18 protein-coding genes and 1 pseudogene are annotated in these 18,336 nt (G+C 68.2%); 9 read left to right on the forward strand and 10 right to left on the reverse strand.

Annotated elements, in window-relative coordinates; genetic code table 11:
- The first annotated feature begins 21 nt into the window (after positions 1-21).
- On the forward strand, positions 22-1,245 hold the full coding sequence (locus ACQEVO_RS31620) for a polysaccharide biosynthesis protein (RefSeq protein ID WP_432923218.1): 1,224 nt from the start codon (positions 22-24) through the stop codon (positions 1,243-1,245).
- Here the strand turns inward: ACQEVO_RS31620 and ACQEVO_RS31625 are convergent.
- The 4 genes from ACQEVO_RS31625 to ACQEVO_RS31640 all read right to left on the reverse strand — a co-directional run bounded on the left by ACQEVO_RS31625 (position 1,202) and on the right by ACQEVO_RS31640 (position 7,806).
- Positions 1,202-5,458, reverse strand: a complete 4,257-nt coding sequence (locus tag ACQEVO_RS31625) for an alpha-(1->3)-arabinofuranosyltransferase domain-containing protein (protein ID WP_432920078.1) — start codon at positions 5,456-5,458, stop codon at positions 1,202-1,204. The two genes, ACQEVO_RS31620 and ACQEVO_RS31625, sit on opposite strands and share 44 nt — an antisense overlap.
- 68 nt (positions 5,459-5,526) lie before the next feature.
- Entirely contained in the window at positions 5,527-5,697 is a 171-nt protein-coding gene (locus tag ACQEVO_RS31630) for a DUF2613 domain-containing protein (protein WP_195056089.1), read from the reverse strand.
- Positions 5,698-6,072: 375 nt separating this feature from the next.
- Positions 6,073-7,164 (reverse strand): isochorismate synthase, encoded by a 1,092-nt coding sequence (locus ACQEVO_RS31635; RefSeq protein ID WP_432920079.1) that lies wholly within the window; start codon positions 7,162-7,164, stop codon positions 6,073-6,075.
- A 129-nt stretch (positions 7,165-7,293) separates the two neighbouring features.
- Positions 7,294-7,806 carry a universal stress protein gene (locus ACQEVO_RS31640; protein ID WP_432920080.1) on the reverse strand — a complete coding sequence of 171 codons (513 nt, stop codon included), beginning with the start codon at positions 7,804-7,806 and terminating at the stop codon, positions 7,294-7,296.
- A gap of 102 nt (positions 7,807-7,908) precedes the next feature.
- Between ACQEVO_RS31640 and ACQEVO_RS31645 the strand changes: the two genes are divergently transcribed.
- Positions 7,909-9,078, forward strand: coding sequence for a glycoside hydrolase family 3 N-terminal domain-containing protein (locus ACQEVO_RS31645; protein WP_432920081.1), 1,170 nt, complete (start codon positions 7,909-7,911; stop codon positions 9,076-9,078).
- 186 nt (positions 9,079-9,264) lie between these two features.
- Complete coding sequence (locus ACQEVO_RS31650) at positions 9,265-9,888, forward strand: TetR/AcrR family transcriptional regulator (RefSeq protein ID WP_432920082.1); 624 nt, start codon at positions 9,265-9,267, stop codon at positions 9,886-9,888.
- A gap of 140 nt (positions 9,889-10,028) precedes the next feature.
- Here the strand turns inward: ACQEVO_RS31650 and ACQEVO_RS31655 are convergent, their stop codons facing one another.
- Positions 10,029-11,129 (reverse strand): acyltransferase family protein, encoded by a 1,101-nt coding sequence (locus tag ACQEVO_RS31655; RefSeq protein WP_432923221.1) that lies wholly within the window; start codon positions 11,127-11,129, stop codon positions 10,029-10,031.
- Between the two features lie 340 nt (positions 11,130-11,469).
- Here ACQEVO_RS31655 and ACQEVO_RS31660 point away from each other — a divergent pair, with 340 nt between their 5' ends.
- Positions 11,470-12,648: a DUF3068 domain-containing protein gene (locus tag ACQEVO_RS31660; RefSeq protein ID WP_432920083.1), complete on the forward strand. Its 1,179-nt coding sequence runs from the start codon at positions 11,470-11,472 to the stop codon at positions 12,646-12,648.
- An 85-nt stretch (positions 12,649-12,733) separates the two neighbouring features.
- Here ACQEVO_RS31660 and ACQEVO_RS31665 read toward each other — a convergent pair whose 3' ends face one another.
- The 3 genes from ACQEVO_RS31665 to ACQEVO_RS31675 form a co-directional block, all read right to left on the reverse strand.
- Positions 12,734-13,057 carry a DUF4288 domain-containing protein gene (locus ACQEVO_RS31665; RefSeq protein ID WP_432920084.1) on the reverse strand — a complete coding sequence of 108 codons (324 nt, stop codon included), beginning with the start codon at positions 13,055-13,057 and terminating at the stop codon, positions 12,734-12,736.
- 130 nt (positions 13,058-13,187) lie between these two features.
- Positions 13,188-13,403, reverse strand: coding sequence for a hypothetical protein (locus tag ACQEVO_RS31670; protein ID WP_432920085.1), 216 nt, complete (start codon positions 13,401-13,403; stop codon positions 13,188-13,190).
- Between the two features lie 152 nt (positions 13,404-13,555).
- Positions 13,556-14,203 carry a HEAT repeat domain-containing protein gene (locus ACQEVO_RS31675; protein ID WP_432920086.1) on the reverse strand — a complete coding sequence of 216 codons (648 nt, stop codon included), beginning with the start codon at positions 14,201-14,203 and terminating at the stop codon, positions 13,556-13,558.
- Positions 14,204-14,574: 371 nt separating this feature from the next.
- Here ACQEVO_RS31675 and ACQEVO_RS31680 point away from each other — a divergent pair, with 371 nt between their 5' ends.
- From ACQEVO_RS31680 to ACQEVO_RS31700, 5 genes and pseudogenes are all read left to right on the forward strand, one after another.
- Positions 14,575-14,724 carry a hypothetical protein gene (locus ACQEVO_RS31680; protein ID WP_432920087.1) on the forward strand — a complete coding sequence of 50 codons (150 nt, stop codon included), beginning with the start codon at positions 14,575-14,577 and terminating at the stop codon, positions 14,722-14,724.
- A 62-nt stretch (positions 14,725-14,786) separates the two neighbouring features.
- Positions 14,787-14,930, forward strand: a complete 144-nt coding sequence (locus ACQEVO_RS31685) for a hypothetical protein (protein WP_432920088.1) — start codon at positions 14,787-14,789, stop codon at positions 14,928-14,930.
- Between the two features lie 183 nt (positions 14,931-15,113).
- Positions 15,114-15,365 carry a CopG family transcriptional regulator gene (locus ACQEVO_RS31690; protein ID WP_432920089.1) on the forward strand — a complete coding sequence of 84 codons (252 nt, stop codon included), beginning with the start codon at positions 15,114-15,116 and terminating at the stop codon, positions 15,363-15,365.
- Complete coding sequence (locus tag ACQEVO_RS31695; RefSeq protein ID WP_432920090.1) at positions 15,362-15,796, forward strand: type II toxin-antitoxin system VapC family toxin; 435 nt, start codon at positions 15,362-15,364, stop codon at positions 15,794-15,796. Before ACQEVO_RS31690 ends, ACQEVO_RS31695 begins: the two co-directional genes overlap by 4 nt.
- 15 nt (positions 15,797-15,811) lie before the next feature.
- Positions 15,812-15,958 (forward strand): annotated as a pseudogene (locus ACQEVO_RS31700) (DUF397 domain-containing protein); the annotation flags it as partial.
- A gap of 98 nt (positions 15,959-16,056) precedes the next feature.
- Here ACQEVO_RS31700 and ACQEVO_RS31705 read toward each other — a convergent pair.
- Together ACQEVO_RS31705 and ACQEVO_RS31710 are read right to left on the reverse strand one after the other, a co-directional pair.
- On the reverse strand, positions 16,057-16,923 hold the full coding sequence (locus ACQEVO_RS31705; protein ID WP_432923224.1) for a MaoC family dehydratase: 867 nt from the start codon (positions 16,921-16,923) through the stop codon (positions 16,057-16,059).
- Positions 16,923-18,281 carry a 3-oxoacyl-ACP reductase gene (locus ACQEVO_RS31710; protein ID WP_432920091.1) on the reverse strand — a complete coding sequence of 453 codons (1,359 nt, stop codon included), beginning with the start codon at positions 18,279-18,281 and terminating at the stop codon, positions 16,923-16,925. The genes ACQEVO_RS31705 and ACQEVO_RS31710 overlap by 1 nt, the downstream gene beginning before the upstream one ends.
- Positions 18,282-18,336: the final 55 nt, after the last annotated feature.

Below are 18,336 nucleotides of genomic sequence, written 5' to 3' on the forward strand. Positions count from 1 at the left end.
ACCCTGGTCACCGCGGGGGCGATGACCGCGAATATCGCGAGCTATCTGCTGCAGCTGCTGGCCGGCCGCTGGCTGGGAGTGGCCGGGTACAGCGAATTCGCCAGCTTGCTGGCCGTACAGTTGCTGTGCGCGGTGCCCGCGCTGGCCCTGCAGAACGTGGTCGCGCGCGAACTCGTGCACGGGGCCGACCTCGCCGCGCTGCGGGCACTGCGGTGGCGGTGTGCCGCGTGGGTGGCGGCCGCGGTGGTGGTCCTGGTGCCGGTGGTGAGTGCGCTGCTGGAGGTGGGCATCGTGGCGGCCGCAGCGGCGCTGGGGTCGGCGCCCGCGCTGGTCGTGCTGTCGGGTGAGCAGGGCGTGCTCCAGGGGCAGAAACGGTTCCGTGGGCTCGCGGTGGTGCTGGGGGCCGCCGGCATCGCCAAAGTGGTGCCGGCACTGGTGGTGCTGGCCTGCGGTGGCGGGGCTGCGCCGGCGTTGTGGGCGGCGGCGGGCGGTATTGCCGCGGCGGCGGCCTACGGGCGGATGGTCGCGGGGCCGGAACGTGCGGTCGAAAAACGGGCGGTTGAGCGGCCCGAAGGGGCCGGCTCCGATGATTCCCGATCGTCGGGCGGCTCGGTGACGCCGCCGGCTCCGCGGACCACCGAGCCGGCGGATGTGGCGGCGGTGCTGCGGGCCGCGCAGGTGCAGGCCGCGCTGATGGCGTTGTCGTCGGCCGATCTGATCGTGGTGCGGATGGTGCTCGAGGAACCCGATGCCAGCCGGTACGCGCTGGGCACCATCGCCACCAAGATCGCGTTCTGGCTGCCGCAGGCCGTAGGGGTGGTGTTGTATCCGCGGATGGCGCAGCCGGCGTCGTCGAGTTCGGCGGTGCGGTCGGCGCTCGCGGTGCTCGCCGGTATCGGTGTGCTCGCGGTGCTGGGTGCCGCGCTGGCCGCCCCGCTGGCCCCGTTGTTCGCCGGACAGGATTACGCCCCGATCCAAGGGCTGCTGTGGTTGTTCGCCCTGCACGGCGCGATTCTGGCGGTGTTGCAGGGCGCGCTGCTCTCGGCGATCGCGGTGAACCGGACCGCACTGGCCACTCTGGCCTGGGTGGGGTTGGCGGTCGAAGTGGTGTTGATGCTGACCCTCGCGAGCACGGTCACCGCTCTCATCGTGACCGCCGCCGCCGTCGCCGGCACCACCACCGCACTGGTGGCGCTGCTGGCTATCCGGGCGGCGGCCCGGCGTCCGGCGGTCGCCGCCACGTGATCGGCGGCAGCGCCGCCACACCCACCGCGATCACCGCGATCAGCGCGGGCAGTTGCACCCACAGCGAGTCGCCCATATAGCCGCCGGGCATTCGCCACGGCCCGGTCGACAGTGCGGCGGCGGACAGCGCGGTACCGAGCCCGGCCACCGCGGCGAGCGCACGGCGCGGTAGCCGCGGGACGAACCGCACCACCGCCAGACCCGCGACCGTGAGCACGGTGCCGACGGGCCCGGCGATCACCGTCGCCGCCGCGACGAGTGCCAGACCGCCCAGCGTCCACGGTGTTCGCCAGGCCGGGACCGGTACGGCGGGATTCCCGCGCGGTCCGCGGGGGAAGGCCAGCGCGAGCAGCGGGATCAGCAGGAGCAATCCACCGAATATGGCTGCCCGGTACCACTTGTCGATCGGGAACGACACCGTGACCGGTCCGGCGGCATCCGCGGGTAACAGCCAGCCCTGCTGCCAGCCGTCCACCACGACGGGTTCGAGTTCCCGCCCGTCGGCGGTATGTGCCGACCAGCCGACGTTCGTGCTGAGCGGCAGCGTCAGCAACTGGGTTCCGGTATCGCCGGCCGGCGGCGCGGGCGCGGTGTTCACCAGGCGCAGCCGGTCGACGAAGAACAGTTCGGTCGGCATCACCAGCACATCGACCTCGCCCGCGGGCAGCGCGACCGGCAAGGCCGCAGCCGTGTCGGTGCCCGGTACCGGTTCGGGGCAGGCTTGGGCGGGAACCGGTGCGCCGGAGCGCAGTTCGCCCGCGGTGGCGGTGATGCTGGTGTGCACCAGCCGGCCGCCCACCGCGACCGTCGGCCCGATATCGCAGCCGACGGTGATCAGCCGGTCCACCGGTGCGGGCGGGGGATACTGCGGCCCCAGCACGTTCACCTCGGCCAGCCCGGCCGGCTGCGGCTGGTGGTAGCCGAGGGCGGTCCGGTCCAGTACCGATTCCCAGCTGCGGATGCTCAGTTCGATCCGGTCGGTCACCGTGGGATGCAGGTCGATCCGGGAGACCTCGTGCGGTTCGTCGAGTTCGCGGATCTGCGGGCCGTTACCGAGATTCACCGCGACCGAGGTCGGGGCGGCGGGCAGCCCGCCCAGCGACGGGGTCAGTTCCAGCCCCGTCACCAGGGCGGGTTCGGGGAGTTCGATCGTCAGCGTCGGTTTCGGACCCCGGGTGTCGCGGGCGGTTTCCTCCGGTGCCGTCCAACTGGTTCGCGGATCGCCGTCGGTGGCGGCGAACGCCGAACCGCGCAGATCGCCGACATCGGCGGCACCGCGTGCCACCGGCCGCGCCGGATCCGTGAGCAGCGCCTCGAGCGCGGGGCCCTGCCGGGGCCGGACGGTAAGGCGCGGGTCGACCGTCACCGGGGCCGGTACGGACAGGGTCCGGCTGAACGCACCCATCTCCTCGGGCGCCAGCGCCATCCCCTTCGCGCACCGGATGCGGTCGGGGGCGGCGAAACACGCACTGCGGCCGGGGAATTCCTGGCCGAGATCCCAGCTCGCCACCGTCGCGCCCGGCGGCGTCTCCGGAAGTACTGTGCGATGGCGGATTTCGACGGGTACGGGGAATTCACGGACCGAGTAGTCCTCGAGGGCGAGTTCGCTGATCCCGAACTGGCCGCCGGTGGACCCGCGTTCGGTCTGCCGCGCCGTGATCTTCACCCAGTCGGTCGACCCCACCGGCAGCGCCACCGAAACCGGTTCGCCGGGTTCGGTGATCCGGGCGGAAACGCTGCCGTTGTTGGTGCGCACCTCCACCCATTTCACGGGGTCGCCGATGGCCGCGGGGGTGGTGGTGAAGCGCAGCAGCCCGGACCGGAACGGCCGGTCCATATCGAGCCGCACCCACTGCCCGAGGGCGTATTCGGCGGCATTGCTGATCCAGGCCGTGGTCGGATCGCCGTCCACGATCGCGGCGGTCGAATTACCCGGTGCGGCACCGCCGATCTGGGTGGCGTCGGCCGCCGAACTCGACGCGGTGACGGTGGCGCCCGTCCAATCGCCCGTGACCGGTTCGGTGCCCGGTACCGCGTAGTCCGGGACCAGGTTGTGGGTGCGGCGCGCGTCGTCGGGGGCGCGTAGCGCGGAGTTGTGGTTGTCGACCTTGCCGAAATCGGTTTCCCGGTTCATCGGCGTATCGGTCACCGTGACCGGGCCGATCGGCAGCCCGGCGGCTTGCGCGTCGGCGGCCATGAGTGTCGGTTCGTGGGCGGTCTCGGGGTCGCGGTGGAGTCGTTCCAGCACCTCCGGGCCGCCCTGCACCACCGGCACCGAGGCCAGCGGAACCGTGTACGCGCCGGGGAGTTCGGCGGGTGCGCCGCTGCCGCTGCGTACCTCGGCCGGGATGCCCGGCGCGGGAGTTTCGACCCGGTAGATCTCCACCGCTGGATACTCCGGCCGCAGATCCGCGTCGACCACGAAATCGTCTCTGCCCGGCCCGTGTTCGATCGGCTCGCCGAACTCGGCGACCTTACGCAGCCCCGGCGACCCCTCCACCGCGCTGTGCGCCAGCAACGGCCGGGTCGACCGGGACGTATCCGGGTCCAGATCGTTGCGCAACACCAGGACCCCGATGCCCTGCCCGCGCAGCGCCGCCGCCAGGCCCGCCGAGGGCCGGCCGTCGGCGATGAGCCGCTGTACGGAATCCATGGCCCGGATGGTTCCGGGCGGGTTCAGCGGTACGGCGTCGCGTACCGCCCACGGCGTCCCGGCCAGTGCCTGCAGAGGTTCGTCGCGGGTCAGGCCCCACACCTGGCTGCCGAAGGGCGCACCGGGTACGACCAGTGCCCGGGTGTCGGCGGCGTTGGCGCGCAACCAGTCGGCGGTCTGCTGCCAGTAGGCGGGCACTTCGTCGTAGGCGCCGCGCGGGGCGAGTTTGCCCGTCCAGGCGAGTGAGGTGGACAGGGCGAGCGCCGCCAGGATCAGCATCGCCACCGCGACCCGGCGGTCGCGATGCGGGTTCGCGAATGCGTGCCGCCATTCCCGCAGCCGCACCGAGGCGGGCAGCGGCACCCGGGCGAGCAGCTGCGCCAGGCCGAGTACCAGCGGCAACCGGATCAGCGGTTCCAGTTTGTGGACGTTGCGCAGCGGCGCGCCCGCGGAGTCGAGGAAGATGCGTACGGATTCGGCGAACGGCCCACCCAGCTGCCCGACGTAACCCGCGCAGATACCGGTCAACCCGACGCACAGAATGAGAACCAGCCGCCCGCGCCCGGGCATCGAGCGCAACGCCAGCCCCGCCATCCCCGCGGCGGCGAGCAACCCGGTCGCGAGCACCGCGGCCGGTTGGGTGACCAGCACCGCCCCGGCGATACGTTCCGGAGACACGAACGGGGTCCAGCTGTCGGTGCCGCGCAGTACCTCGCCGAGCGAGGCCCATTGAGTGGTCACCCCGGAGGATTCGATGTAGTCCAGGAACGGCGGGCTCACCCGGCCGAGCAGCAGCAGCGGTACCGCCCACCACGCCACCGCCAGGACCAGCAGCGGCACCCAGGCGCGGGTGAACCGCCACCAGTCACGGTTGGGCCGGTAACTCGCCCACCACAGCAGTGCGGGCAGGAACGCCGCCACCGTGGCGACCGCGTTCACCGCGCCCATCAGCGCCAAGGCCAGCGCACTGCCGGCCGGGGAGAGCGCCCCGCCGCGCCGGCGCCGCCGGTATGCCGTGCCGAGCGCCGCGGGCGCCAGCAGCACCCACGGCGCCAGCATCATGGGCAGGGTTTCCGAGGAGATCGAACCGAGGGTGGTGAGCACTCGCGGCGCCAGTGCGTAGGCGACCGCCGCGATGATCCGCGACCCGCGCCCGCCGATCCCCAGCGTCTCGCAGAGTTTGACCACTCCCCAGAACCCGGCGAGCAGCAGCAGCGCCCACCAGACGCGCTGGGTCACCCAGGCCGGGACGGAGAGAAGGTCACCGAGCGCGAAGAACGCGCCGTGCGGGAAGAAGTACCCGTAGGCCTGGTTCTGGACCTGGCCCATCGGGGCCTGGCTGCTCCACAGGTGCGCGGCGCGGGCCAGGAAGCCGAGCGGATTCTCGGCGAGGTCGTATTTGGTATCGGCGACGGTGAGCCCGGGAGCCTGCAGGAAACTGAGCAGAAGGGCGATAACGGCCGATCCGGCGAACCAGCGCGCGCCGAGCCGGCCGGCGGGTTCCGGTGCCGCGTTCGGGGCCGCGCGAGGAGTATCGGCGGATTCGGACTGGTCGGGCACCGTGGGTCAGGCGTTCGACATCCCCGCCGCGGCAGCCGGGCGGGGACGTGGCGGGGACGAGGTGGGTCTCAGCGCTTGCCGTATTCGACGCTGTTCAGCAGCGAACTGTCCGCGTTACCGCTGCGGTCCACTTCCGGCCGGGTGTTCTGCTGCAGCGCGGCGGTGATGGCGAAAACCGCGATCGCGCCCAGCAGGGCACCGCCCACCGCACTCGCAATACCGGGGACAGCAAACTTCATCGCAGCACTCCAAACTCGACGCAGGCAGTATCCGGGCCAACCTAGCAGGACCGCGGCAGTCCCGAAACGTACAGTCCGGCGTTTCACCCTACTGGGTAGAGCCACGAGAACACCCGGGTGCTCCGGTCGTACCTCGCTCGGAACCCGAATATCCCGAAACGTGCCCAGCGGGGCGGCCGATTGAGCGAATGCCTCGCAGCTCGTCCGCCTCCGTCCCGGTCGCGCTCGGTACCTGCCGCCGGTTTCACCCTGTCGGCGCCCGGTCGAGCGAGTTGTGTGGGTCTTCCGGGACGTTAGCCGTTACGGTGCCGAGTCCGGCGGGACACTCGAGAATCTCGGCTTGGCGAACGGACAAGCGCGCAAGAGGCATCTTCTTCAGTTCGGCGGTGCGGGTACTCGCAGCGCCCCCAACAGCGTGCGTAGTTTCGTGGTGGTTTCGTCCAGTTCCGATTGCGGATCCGAGGCCGCGACGATGCCACCGCCGGCGTGGGCGCGCAGCAACAGCCCGTCGCCGGACAGTTCCGCGCTCCGGATGGCGACGACCCAGCTCCCGTCGCCGTGCGAATCGCACCACCCCACTGCGCCGCCGTAGAACTGCCGATCTTCTTCGTGCGTGGTGATGTATTCGAGCGCCTGGGCGGTGGGTGTACCGCAGACCGCGGGGGTCGGGTGCAGCAGCAGAGCGAGCTCGAGTGCGCTGGGTGCCGGATCGCGCAGTACCCCCTGGATGGGGGTGCCCAGATGCCAGACCTCGCGGGTGCTCACGAGTTGCGCGCGCGGGGGTACGGTCAGCCGGGTGCAGACCGGGCGCAGCCGCTCGGTGATCCAGTCGACGACGAACGCGTGCTCGGCACGATTCTTCGTATCCGCGGCCAAGCGATCGGCCTGCGCTTCGTCTGCCGCGGGGTCCGGCAACCGGGGTAGCGTGCCGGCCAGCGGATACACCGTGACCGCGGTGCCGGTTCGCTGGACCAGGGTCTCCGGGCTCGCACCCACCAGGGTCGCGCCCGTGCGCCCGGCGGGAGTGAGGTCCACGGCGAAAACATTCGCGCGCGGATGCGCGGTCGACAGGTGGCCGGCGACGACCTCGGGGTCCAGCCGTGCCTCGGCGGTCGCCAGTACCGAGCGCGCGGCCACCACTTTGCGCAGCGGCTGTCCGGGGTCGGTGAGGATTCCGACCAGCCGCGCGACCCGGGCCCGATGCTCTTCGGGCGAGGGTTGTTCGCCCACCACGCGGATCCGGGGCAGGGCAGGCAGCGCCGCCGGCCGCCGCGGGCCGGCGGTATGGGTGAATTCGGCGGGTTCGGCCAGCGCGGCCGGCCCGCGCGGGTCGAACGGTAGCGCGCCGGCGATCGCCGCCGCGCCCCGGTGCAGCGCGTCGACCGCCTCCCACGGGTCGCGGTATTCGGTGCGTACGCCGCTCGCGCGAACCACGCTTTCCGGCCGTGCCAGCAGGAACCCGGTCATATACCGACCGTAGTGCCACGGCACGGTGGGCCGCTGTGTCCACGCGGGACACAGCGGCCTCGGACCGATGCGGGCGCGCGCACCCGGGCCGGGCGGGAACGCCGCACCCTCGTGTGGTGTTGCGGGCCGTCAGGTTTCGGCGCGCTGGGTGTGCCCGTTCCCGCGGCTGCGGTCGCGTTGCACCGGGGGCACCAGGAAAACCGGGCGGTGGCAGTGTTTGAGTACCGCGTCGGCGACACTGCTGTGCACCAGGGCGCGGAGTCCGGTGGCGCCGCGGGTGCCCGCGACGATGATGTCCACATCGAGTTCGTCGGCGACCTCGACGATCGCGTGCCACACACTGCCGGCGAATTCGTGGGTGCGGGCCTCGGCGTTCAAACCCGCCAGTCCGGCCAGGTGCACGCCTTCGGCGTTGATCTCCCTGGCCGTCGTGTAGGCGATATCTTCCATATCCTCGTCGGAGACCCATTCCGGTTGCACCATTCCGGAGATCCCCGATATTCGCGCCGCCTGGCGGACCATCGGTTCCCAGGCGGTCAACACCACTGCCCGATCGGCGGAGAGGAAGCGTCCGGCGTATTCGATCGCGCGTTTGGCGTGTTCGGAACCGTCGTAGGCAATGAGCATCAGATCGCAGGGCATGGCGACCTCCGTTGCGGAGTCCTGACGGATGAATCCAGATTACCCCTGTCCCGATACCCAGCCGAGCTTTCCCGCCGCAGGCGGGCCGGATACCGTGCAACGATGCGGAAGATGCCGTTCGTGCTGCTCGCGGTGCTCGCCATGATCGTTACCGCCTGTTCGGGCGGCGATGGTGGCGGGTCCGGATCGCCGACGCCGGGTGCGCGCTCGCCGGAGGCCGGAACCAGCGCCGGCCCGGCGCCCAGCAGTCCGGCGGGCGCCGATTGCGCCGCCGGATACCTGGGGCAGTTCAGTACCCGGGAGAAGCTGGCGCAGTTGCTCACGGTGGGGGTCACCGGTACCGAGGACGCGCTGAGTGTGGTGCGGGACCATCAGGTCGGCGGCATCTTCGTCGGCAGCTGGACCGATCTGTCGATGCTGTCCGACGGTGGCCTGCAGCAGGTGACGGCGGCGGCGAAGGTCCCGCTCATGGTCACCACCGACGAGGAGGGCGGCCGGGTGTCCCGGCTGAGCGACCTCATCGGAACGGCGCCCTCGGCCCGGGACACCGCGGCGACGATGACCTCCGACGAGTTCTACACCGCCACCCTGGAACGCGCCCGCGCCATGAAGGATCTGGGCATCACGGTCGATTTCGCGCCCGATATCGATGTGAGTTCGCAGCCCGACGATTCGGTGATCGGTGACCGCTCCTTCTCCGACGACCCGGCCGTGGTCACCGATTACGCCGATGCCTACATCCGGGCGATGCACGAGGTCGGCCTGGGTACGGTGCTCAAACATTTCCCGGGCCACGGCGCCGGCACCGGCGATTCGCATCTGGGCGCGGTGCAGGTGGCCCCGCTGCCGGAGTTGACGGAACGTGATCTGGTGCCGTTCCGGGAATTGATCGGCAGCGGTTCGGCGGTGATGGTCGGCCACCTGGACGTGCCCGGCCTGACCACGCCCGGTGTTCCCGCGAGTATCAGCCCCGAGGTCATGTCCCTGCTGCGCGAGGGCTCCGGCTACGGCGCCGCACCGTTCGACGGCGTGATCTTCACCGACGACCTGAGCGGGATGGCCGCGATCACCGATCGCCTGTCGATCGAGGAGGCGGTCGAGGCCACCCTGGTGGCCGGCGCCGACAACGCGCTGTGGATCAGCACCGATGCCGTCGGGCAGGTGCTGGATCAGTTGGAGGACGCAGTGGCCGCGGGCCGGCTGCCGATGGACCGGGTGGATGCCTCGGTCCTGCGGATGGCCGATTACAAGCGGATTCCCCGCGCCTGCTGATCACCGGGAGACTCGGGTACCGGGCGCCGCGCGGCGCCCGGTACCGTGCCGGTCTGATCGACCCGGTGTTCGGGGGGATACATCCTGATCTCGCGCGTGGCGCACGTGTGCCGCTCCGGAATAGTTCCCGACCCGGTGAACTTACTTTGGAGTAATATAAAGGGCTCACTGCGGTAGGAGAACGTGATGGCGGGCGGTACGAAAAGACTTCCGAGGGCGGTGCGCGAGCAGCAGATGCTCGATGCCGCGGTCGAAGTCTTCTCGCGCAAGGGCTTCCACGAGACTTCCATGGATGCCATAGCCGCCGAGGCCGAAATCTCCAAACCGATGCTGTATCTGTACTACGGCTCCAAGGACGAACTGTTCCGCGCCTGTATCCAGCGCGAAGGGCTGCGGTTCATCGAATCGGTCGCCCCGGCCGGCAATCCGCTGCTCAGCCCGCACGAACAGTTGCGCACCGCGCTCGAGGGTTTCCTGGGTTTCGTCGATCGTCACCGCAACTCCTGGCAGGTGCTCTACCGCCAGGCCCTGGGCCAGCAGGCGTTCGCCTCGGAGATCGAGAACGCCCGCGAACGGGTTATCGAACTCACCGCAAAACTGCTGGAGTCCAGCGCCAAGCACGCCGAACCGGGCACCAATTTCGATATCGTCGCGGTCGCGGTGATCGGTGCCGGGGAGGCGATCGCCGATACCGTCGCCTCCGGCCGGATCGATGTGGCCGAGGCGGTGGACCTGCTGGACCAGCTGGCCTGGCGTGGTCTGTCCGGTCGCAAACCCGACTCTTCCGAGCGGGGCGACCAGGGCGAATAGTCGCCCGGCCCACCGCGGCGCTGGTTCGCCCGTGCCCGTGGCGCTCTCTTCCTCGGGCAGCCTTGTCCAGATGCCCCCGCCGGGCGGCGTGACCTACCGGAAGTTGCGACGACTGGTACCTCGGTGGGGAACTGCAGCAGTTACCCGTGCGGGCGCTGCTCCGGCTCCGGTCGCGGCCGGTCGCGGCGCCGCGCCCATTGCCGGCAGGGTTCCTCCACGAGCGCGTGACTCGCCGCGGCGATCGGCAGCGTGAACGCGATGGTGAGGAGGAGCACCTTCAGGAAATCGCCGTGGAACGGCAGGATCCCGAACACCGGGAAGATCACCGACAGTACGGCCAGATGCCAGATGAAGATGCCGTACGACCAGCGACCCACGGTCGCCGCGGGAGCCGAGGTCAGCCAGCGGTGGCGCTTGTCCGCCGCGCCCAGTACCAGCGGGGCGAGCAGCGCGAAACCGATCACGGCGCCCAGCCCCATTTTCGCCGCGTACTGCCACGGCTGGGCCCGGGTCAATCCGGCGACCCCACCCAGGTCGGTCGCCGAGGCCACGAAGGCCACGGTCGCGATCGACCACATGAGCGGCTGATTGCCCAGCGCCTGCCGCCACCGTGCGCGCCGGTCGTCGCAGAGGAGTTCGGCCAGCAGCATGCCGCCCGCGAACCACGGTATATAGGCGGGTAGCCAGTTGTCGGCGTGGATGGCGTCCGGTGTCGGAACCGGGATGAAGTTCCAGCTCAGAAAGACCACCCCGAGCGTCAGCACGACCGGCACGCGGGCGGCGGCCGCCCGGCCGCGCAATCCGTGCAGCAGCCAGGCCAGCAGCGGCAGCACCAAGTAGAAGGCCACTTCCACCGAAAGGCTCCACATCTGGGTGAGCCCGTCGGTCAGGGTCAGCGGTATGAATACCTGCAGGAGCAGCAGATTGGAGAACCACACCTGTAGTCCGGCGGTATCGGACGCGGCGGGGACCAGGATGAGCACCGCGAACACCACGACCCAGTAGGCGGGCACGATCCGCGCGATCCGATGCCGCAGGTAGTACCCCAGTGTCGGCGCGTCGCCGAGGCCGCGGGCGGCCAGGGCGTGCGGTCGCCACAGCAGGAAGCCCGACAGCGCGAAGAACACCGCGACCGCCATATCGAAGCGTTCCAGCAGCCGCCCGAGCACCGGGATACCGGTGGCTCCGGTCTGGAACGCGACGTGGGTGAGCAGCACTCCGAGTGCGGCCAGGCCGCGCATACCCTCCAGCGCGGGTAGAAAGGACCGTTGACGCGCCGCGAGTGCCGCTGTCTCGGCGGAAGCCTTCGCTACAGCGCCGGGCTCGGCGTGGTCGAGGGTGGGCTGAGCCTCGGGCGTAGTGGTCGGAGTGGTGGTCATCGGCCCCCAGTCTGCCCGGACGGCCGCGGCGTGGGGAAGGCGGTATTTCACAATGCGCGCTAAACTCCTGCCGATTCGGGTCCGATTCCGGCCTCGCCAGCGCCCACGGACCGATGTGGCTGTTAGTGTCAGGGCTCACGAGTGCCGCGGCGCCCCGCTGTACCCGCGGAACGACCTGTGTTCTACGACGAGGAGACTTTGCATGGCACTGAGTGCCGGAACCAGAAGGACGGTTGCCTGCGTGCTCGTGGGTCTCGGCGCGTTGCTGATCGTTGCCGCGCTGATGATTCCTACCTACACCGTCAGCAAAATGGCCAAAACTCCCCTCGATCTCGAGATCACCACCGTCGCGGTCAGCCAGAAAGACCAGGAAGCCCTGGTACTGGACTCGTCCTCGCTGACGGCAGAGGGGCGCACGGCCGAGGTCAACGAGAACGTTCCGCTCGTCTCCCAGCGTTTCCTCACCGTCGAAGACCCCTCCGACGCCGACGAGATGACGATCCAGGCCGGTAACACCCTGCGCCGGATCGACAAATCGGGCGATACCGGTGTGCTGACCGCCTACGTCGACCGGGTCACCATCGACCGTGTGACCGGTGAGCCCGTCGCCACCGACCCCAACGGCTCGATCGCGATGACCACCAACACCAAGGGTGAGAGCATCGCCGAACCGGTGCATCGCACGGGCCTGCAGTACCGGTTCCCGATCGGTACCGAGAAGAAGACCTACCCGTACTTCGACGTGCTCGCCCGGACCACCACCGATATGGAGTTCCAGGAAGAGACCGAGATCAACGGTACGAAGGTCTACCACTTCCGGCAGAACGTCCCGGTGACCGATCTGTCCAAGGTCTCCAACGCGCCGACCAACAAGCTCAGCCTGCCCGCCGCCAAATGGGGCGTCGAGGGCGGCGAGGAGCCGGTCACCATGTCGCGCTTCTACAGCAACGTCCGCGACGTGTGGGTGGAGCCGCAGACCGGCACCATCGTCAAGGGCGGCGAGCAGCTGAACATCTTCTACGGCCGCTCCGCCGACAAGCCGGAGGTGCAGGCGCTCAAGGCGAACATGGTCTTCGACACCGACACCGTGGAATCGCAGCTCGCCGTGGCGAAGGACAATATCGACCAGCTCTCGCTGTTCGGCCGCATCCTGCCGATCGTCTTCGGCATCGTCGGTGTGATCGCCCTGATCGCCGGTATCGTCCTCGGCGTCATGGGCGGCGGCTCCGGCCGCCCGGTCCGCACCGCGGGCCCGTCCGGCAGTCGCCCCGGCGGCCCGGCACCGACCCCCGCCGGTTCGGACGCGCCGACCACCACCCTGCCGCGCAGCAGTGGCGCGGACGCCCCGACGGAAACCATCAAGATGCCGAAGAACCTCTAGGCCGAGCCGATAGGGCCTCTCGAGGCCGAGTCGTCACGAAGCTCCCCGGACCTGATGTCCGGGGAGCTTTCTCGTTGCCGGCGACTCAGTCGTCGAGCATCGGCTCCCACTTCGAGTAGGCCTCGAAGTCACGGAAGTGGCGTGAATACAGGTCGCCACCTTCGGACACATCGTCGATCAACGCTGCCGCGACATCGACCACTGTGGTCGGCGTGACGGTGACGTTGTAGCCGGCTTCGTTCTTGTAGGTCCCCTCATCGCTCCGGAAATTTGCTTCGGCAAGCTCACGCGCTTCCACTTCGGATTCCGCGTACAGGAGCGACACGTCTTCCCTGTACAGAGGCACATAGTCCGGAGCATCCGAGGTGAACTTGAACAGTGTGATCGCGATGTATGGGCTCTTGGCCACTTCTGCGCTCCTGAGTTCTTGGATCGGTTGTCATTCAACAGCTTTCCGCCCTCAGCGATAAATCGAGCGAGAATCTGGCACGTCGAAGCCTGTAGCAGAGTCCGCAGCGGGGGACGGCTCGATGCGAAATCTATTCTGTCGACCCGTCGGAGTAGTAGACCGTGATCGACGGCCACGGACCATCAGCGGTGATCTCGTTGTGCAGGATCAGATCCTGCACAACCACATCGCCGAGATCCTCGATCGAGGCCGCCACGGTCCGCAGTAAGGCTGTGATATCGCTCTGGCTGTCTCCGGCCGGGTTCGACTGAGAGAAGTGCGAGACTGTGTACTGCCGTATCGTCATTTCCTCGTTCCTTCGGCTACTTCTTCCGACCGCGCTTCTGTTTGGTGCGGTCACCTTCGTACTTCTCGGCCTGCTGGATTTTCTTTGGGCGCGGTATCGGCCGCCATATTCGTGCCAAGCACTGCCGTCGCACTCCGAGCGTGCGCCGTCACTCAGCCAGCGGAGCCGGCACGATCGCGCAGGTTGTCCACAGCAGTCCGCGCAGCCTGACGAACATCCTCGTGAGGGTCTTCCAGCAACAGCTCGATCGAGGTGATCGCCTCCGTCAAGTCGAGGTCGTCGAGCGCATCGACGGCGGTCTCACGCACGACGTAGGCGCTATCACGAAGGCCTTGTATCAACGCCGGATACGCCGACTCCGGCTCCGCTCGAGCCAGATAGTCGAGCACGCCGGCTCGCACAAACGGCGACGGGTGGTCCCCCATTCCGCGGATCAGTTCACCCAGTTCTGTCATCCCGAATGACCCGAGAAGCCTGACCGCATCCGCGGCTACCACGGGTTCGGAATCACCCGCCAGCGCCTTGACGTACTCGGCGAACGCCGGCTCGCTGCCCTGGTGCATCGCCAAAACGGTGAGCGCTGCGCGAAGCTGCGAGACCCTGCCTCCGGCCAACTCCTGTGTGAGCACCTCGACACCCGGCCCGCCCTGTTCGTACAGCTCCCGGGCGACCGCCTCGTAGTAGTCGTCGTACTCGTCACCGACCGACCACCTGGCCACGAGATCCGCCATCGGCAGACCCACAAGGCGGTCCCGCATCTCTTCGGCCGTCAGGTCCTCCGACCAAGGACTTCCGCCCATCGACCCCTCCTCTGTGGTCAGTTGATCCCTTCATTCTCGGGTCGAGAGTTAAACGAAGAAATAGCAGGAAGGGTTTGCGTTGGTCGACGATGAGCGTGAAGTGTGGGAGTTTTCTGTGGGGCTGAGCTTGCCAGATGATTCAAGGCCCGGCGCCCTCGATGGCGAGGGCATTCATCCAATTGCATCGGCTCTCGAGGAGAGTGTCCATCAGCTCGAGGGATTGGACCGCATACCGTGCTTCACCGCCTTCGGTCCGGTTGTAGCGCTCGACGAGAGCATGGGAGGACCGCTACGAGCAGGCAAAGGTTCCGGTCGAATGCCGCCTGGCGGTCTACGGGACCGAGGAGCAACTGGACGAGCTCGTACAACTGGTGGTTCAGGGCCTTGGTCTGGAAAAGGAGGGATACTCCTCCGTCGCCAACCGCAAGGTCACTGTCGGTCTGCGGGAAATCGCTCTGGGTTCGCCGGAGAACAGCTTCTATCAGCATCTCGTCGATCAGTATCACGGCGGTCCTGGATGAGTCGGTTCCGCCTTCCGGAAGCATCCTGACGTTTCTCACCGCACTCGTCGACTGACCGAGAAGTGTCGAAAACCCGGGATCGCTTGGAACTCGACCACGGTGGTGATCTCGGCATCGTCAACGACGGATTCGCGGCGGCACCGATGCTTGGTGGCCGCCGCAGTCAAGGCGGTGAAAGCGTTATCCAGTCCGGCGCGGTCCGGTGATGCCGGAGAGCCCCTTGTCGACGCGGGCCGGAGCTGTAACTACGCTTGGTTGATGTCTCGATGCCATCGTCGGTCAAGGCCACCCCAGAAAACACCTGGTCATCGTAGGGTTATACCGGATCTGGGGAGCGCTGGTGATAAATTCCGCTCGCCCAAAGGTTATGGTGCGGGTACCATAACCTTATGGGTCTGAAGAAGACGACGGTCATGGTCGACGAGGCCGACCTCGAGCTGGTGAAGATGGCCGCGGCACGTGAAGGGCGGCCGGAGTCCGAGTATTTTCGTGAAGCTTTTCATCTGGCCGCGATACGCACTCGCCGATGGGATGAGGAGTGGGATATCCCCGTACTCGACTACGGGCACGCGGTGTCGGCCGATGAAATCGATAGCACTGTGCTAGAAGCGATCACCAACACCGAAGCCGATGCTGGATGATCGTGATCGGCGACACCTCAGGTCTGGTCGCCGCTTTCAACTCCGCGGATCCTGAGCACGTCTGCGCTCGCGCAGCGCTGCAGCAGGCGGCGCTGACCATCGTCTCTCCGCTTGTGTTGCTCGAAGTCGAACATATCACCACCCGAAATCTCAATCGTCGAGCCGCCTACGCGGTGAATGATTGGTTATTGGCGCAAGAGCGCACCGGACGCATCGAAGTACCCACGGTCTCGGCAGACTTGTTGCGGGTCGCGCGCAGGGTACAGAACAGATACCTGGCCTTGCGCCTGGATCTCACAGATGCCACCAATGTTTCATTGGCGGAAAGATACGAAACTGTGGAGGTGTTGACGCTCGACCGACGTGATTTCCGTGCAGTTACCCCGCTCACTGGTGATGCCGCGTTCCGCCTGTTGCCCGACGATCTCTAGTTAAAGAGCAGCTACAGCCAGGCCGGCGGCGAATGCGTGGAAGTCGCGCACCTCGACGACTCGGTTGGAGTCCGTGATTCGAACGATGTGGCCGGTCCCGTGCTGGTGTTAGAGCCGAATACGTGGGCCGCCTTCACCCGCGGGATCCGTTCGCCGGAGTAGCAGCCCGACCGTCCGCTCGGCCCGGCATTTCGCGCGAAACCCCCGCCCCGGAACTCGTGGGGCGGGGGTTTGCCTATTACACCCGGCTACGGCGCGGTTCAGCGCAGGGTGGCGGTGAGGTGGGGATACCCCTTCTTGGGGTGTCGCAGGGCTAGTTCCCAGCCCTCGGACACCTGGTCCGCGTAGACGTTCACGGTCGAGGGCAGCAGGATTGGTTTGCCGAACTTCACCGCATAGGTGGCGTTGTCCGGGATCCGGCCCTCCAGCGTGGACAGGATCGCTGCCGCCGACCACATTCCGTGGGCGATGGCGCGCGGGAAACCGAACGCCTTGGCTCCCAATGCCGAGGTGTGGATCGGGTTCTGATCGCCGGAGGCGTTCGCGTACCGGGTGATCGTCTGCTGATCTACCTTCATGGTCCGCAGCGGGGGCGGTGGGACCTCTTCCGGTTTCGGCTCGGGTTTCGGCCCACCCGACAGCGATGTCTTCTGCTGGTGCAGGAAGGTGGTGACCTGGCGCCACACCAGTTCCCGGCCCACCCGGATCTCACTGATCGCGTCCACCAGCAGCCCCTTGGGATGCTCGCGGAGGTTCTCGATATGGGCGGTGATATCCAGCGGTTCGCTCACCGAGATATCGCGGGTGCGTTCGATCAGGTTCTCCGCGTGCACCGCGCCCACCGCGACGAATGGGAAATCGCGCTGCACCACCAGTTTCATCACCATCGGGAAGGTGATGACGAACGGATAGGTGAGCGGCAGAGTATCGCCGAACCGCAACCCGGTCGCCCTGCAGTAGGCGGCCAGATGGTCCGGATCGACCCGCAGGCCCTCCAGCCGGACCTCCCGGTCCGGGATCGCCGGTTTCCGGCCCGAGCCGAACGGTAGCGGCACCGCGCCCAGGGCCGCCTTCACATAGAGGCTGCCGTTCTTCGGGGGCGCGTCCAGGGTGATGGTTTCGGTCATCACGCGCCGATCATGCTCTGGCCGCAGACACGGACGATATTGCCGTTCACCGCGTTCGACGCCGGGCTCGCGAAATAGGCGATGGTTTCGGCGACGTCCACGGTCTCGCCGCCCTGGTTGAGCGAGGCCATCAGACGCCCGCCCTCGCGGGTGGCCAGCGGGATCGCGGCGGTCATCGCGGTTTCGATGAAACCGGGGGCCACGGCGTTGATGGTGATGTCCTTCTCGGCCAGCGCGGGCGCCTCGGCGTTCACCATGCCGATCACGCCGGCCTTGGAGGCACCGTAATTGGTCTGCCCGCGGTTGCCCGCGATACCGGCGATGGAGGAAACGTCGATCACCCGGCCACCCGCCTTCAGCGCACCCGAGGCCACCAAGCCCTCGGTGATGCGGTGCGGTGCGGCGAGGTTGACGTTCAGGACGGCGTTCCAGCGGCCCTCGTCCATATTCGCCAGCAGTTTGTCGCGGGTGATGCCGGCGTTGTGCACGATGATGTCGATGCCGCCGAAGCGTTCGGTGGCGAATTCGGCGAGCCGCTCGGCGGCGTCGGGCGCGGTGACATCCAGTGCCAGCGCGGTGCCGCCGACCTTGTTCGCGGTCTCGGTCAGGGCCTCCCCGGCAGCCGGGATATCGGCGACGATCACGGTGGCGCCGTCGCGGGCGAAGACCTCCGCGATGGTCGCGCCGATACCGCGCGCGGCGCCGGTCACCACGGCGACCTTGCCGTCGAGCGGGCGGTTCCAGTCGGCCGGGGCGGTCGCATCGTCCTTACCGACCCGGATCACCTGGCCGTCGACGAACGCGGACTTGGCGGACAGCAGGAAACGCACGGTCGACTCCAGGCCGGTCGCCGCCGGGCCCGCCTCGGGATGCAGGTAGACAAGCTGCGAGGTGGCGCCGCGCAGCAGTTCCTTACCCACCGACCGGGTGAAACCCTCGAGCGCGCGCTGGGCGATCTGGCCCTCCACCGAACCGGCGAGTTCCGGCGTGGTGCCGATGACCAGTACCCGGCCCGACGGCGCGATGCTGCGCATGGCCGGCTGGAAGAACTGGAACAGCTGGGCCAGGTCGTCGATGCTGTTGAGGCCGGTCGCATCGAACACCAGGGCGCCGTACTTGGTGCCCGAGGTGAGCGAATCGGCGAAGGTGTAGTCGCCGGAGAGAAGTGTGCGCAGCGGGTCGGCCACGCGACCCTTACCGCCCAGCAGTACCGGCCCCGGCAGCGGCGGTTCGCCGGGCACGTAGCGCCGCAGCTTCTCCGGCTTCGGCAGGCCCAGCTTGTTCGCGAGGAACCCGCCGGGCGCGGAGTTGACGAACGATCCGTAGAGGTTGGGTGCGCCCTTGCTCTTGGCTGCCACTGTTCCCACCTTTTCTGTTGCTCGGTTGTGTGTCGTACCGGCCGTTCACCGGCCC

It is taken from the genome of Nocardia sp. CA-290969, assembly GCF_050936135.1.
GTDB lineage: Bacteria > Actinomycetota > Actinomycetes > Mycobacteriales > Mycobacteriaceae > Nocardia.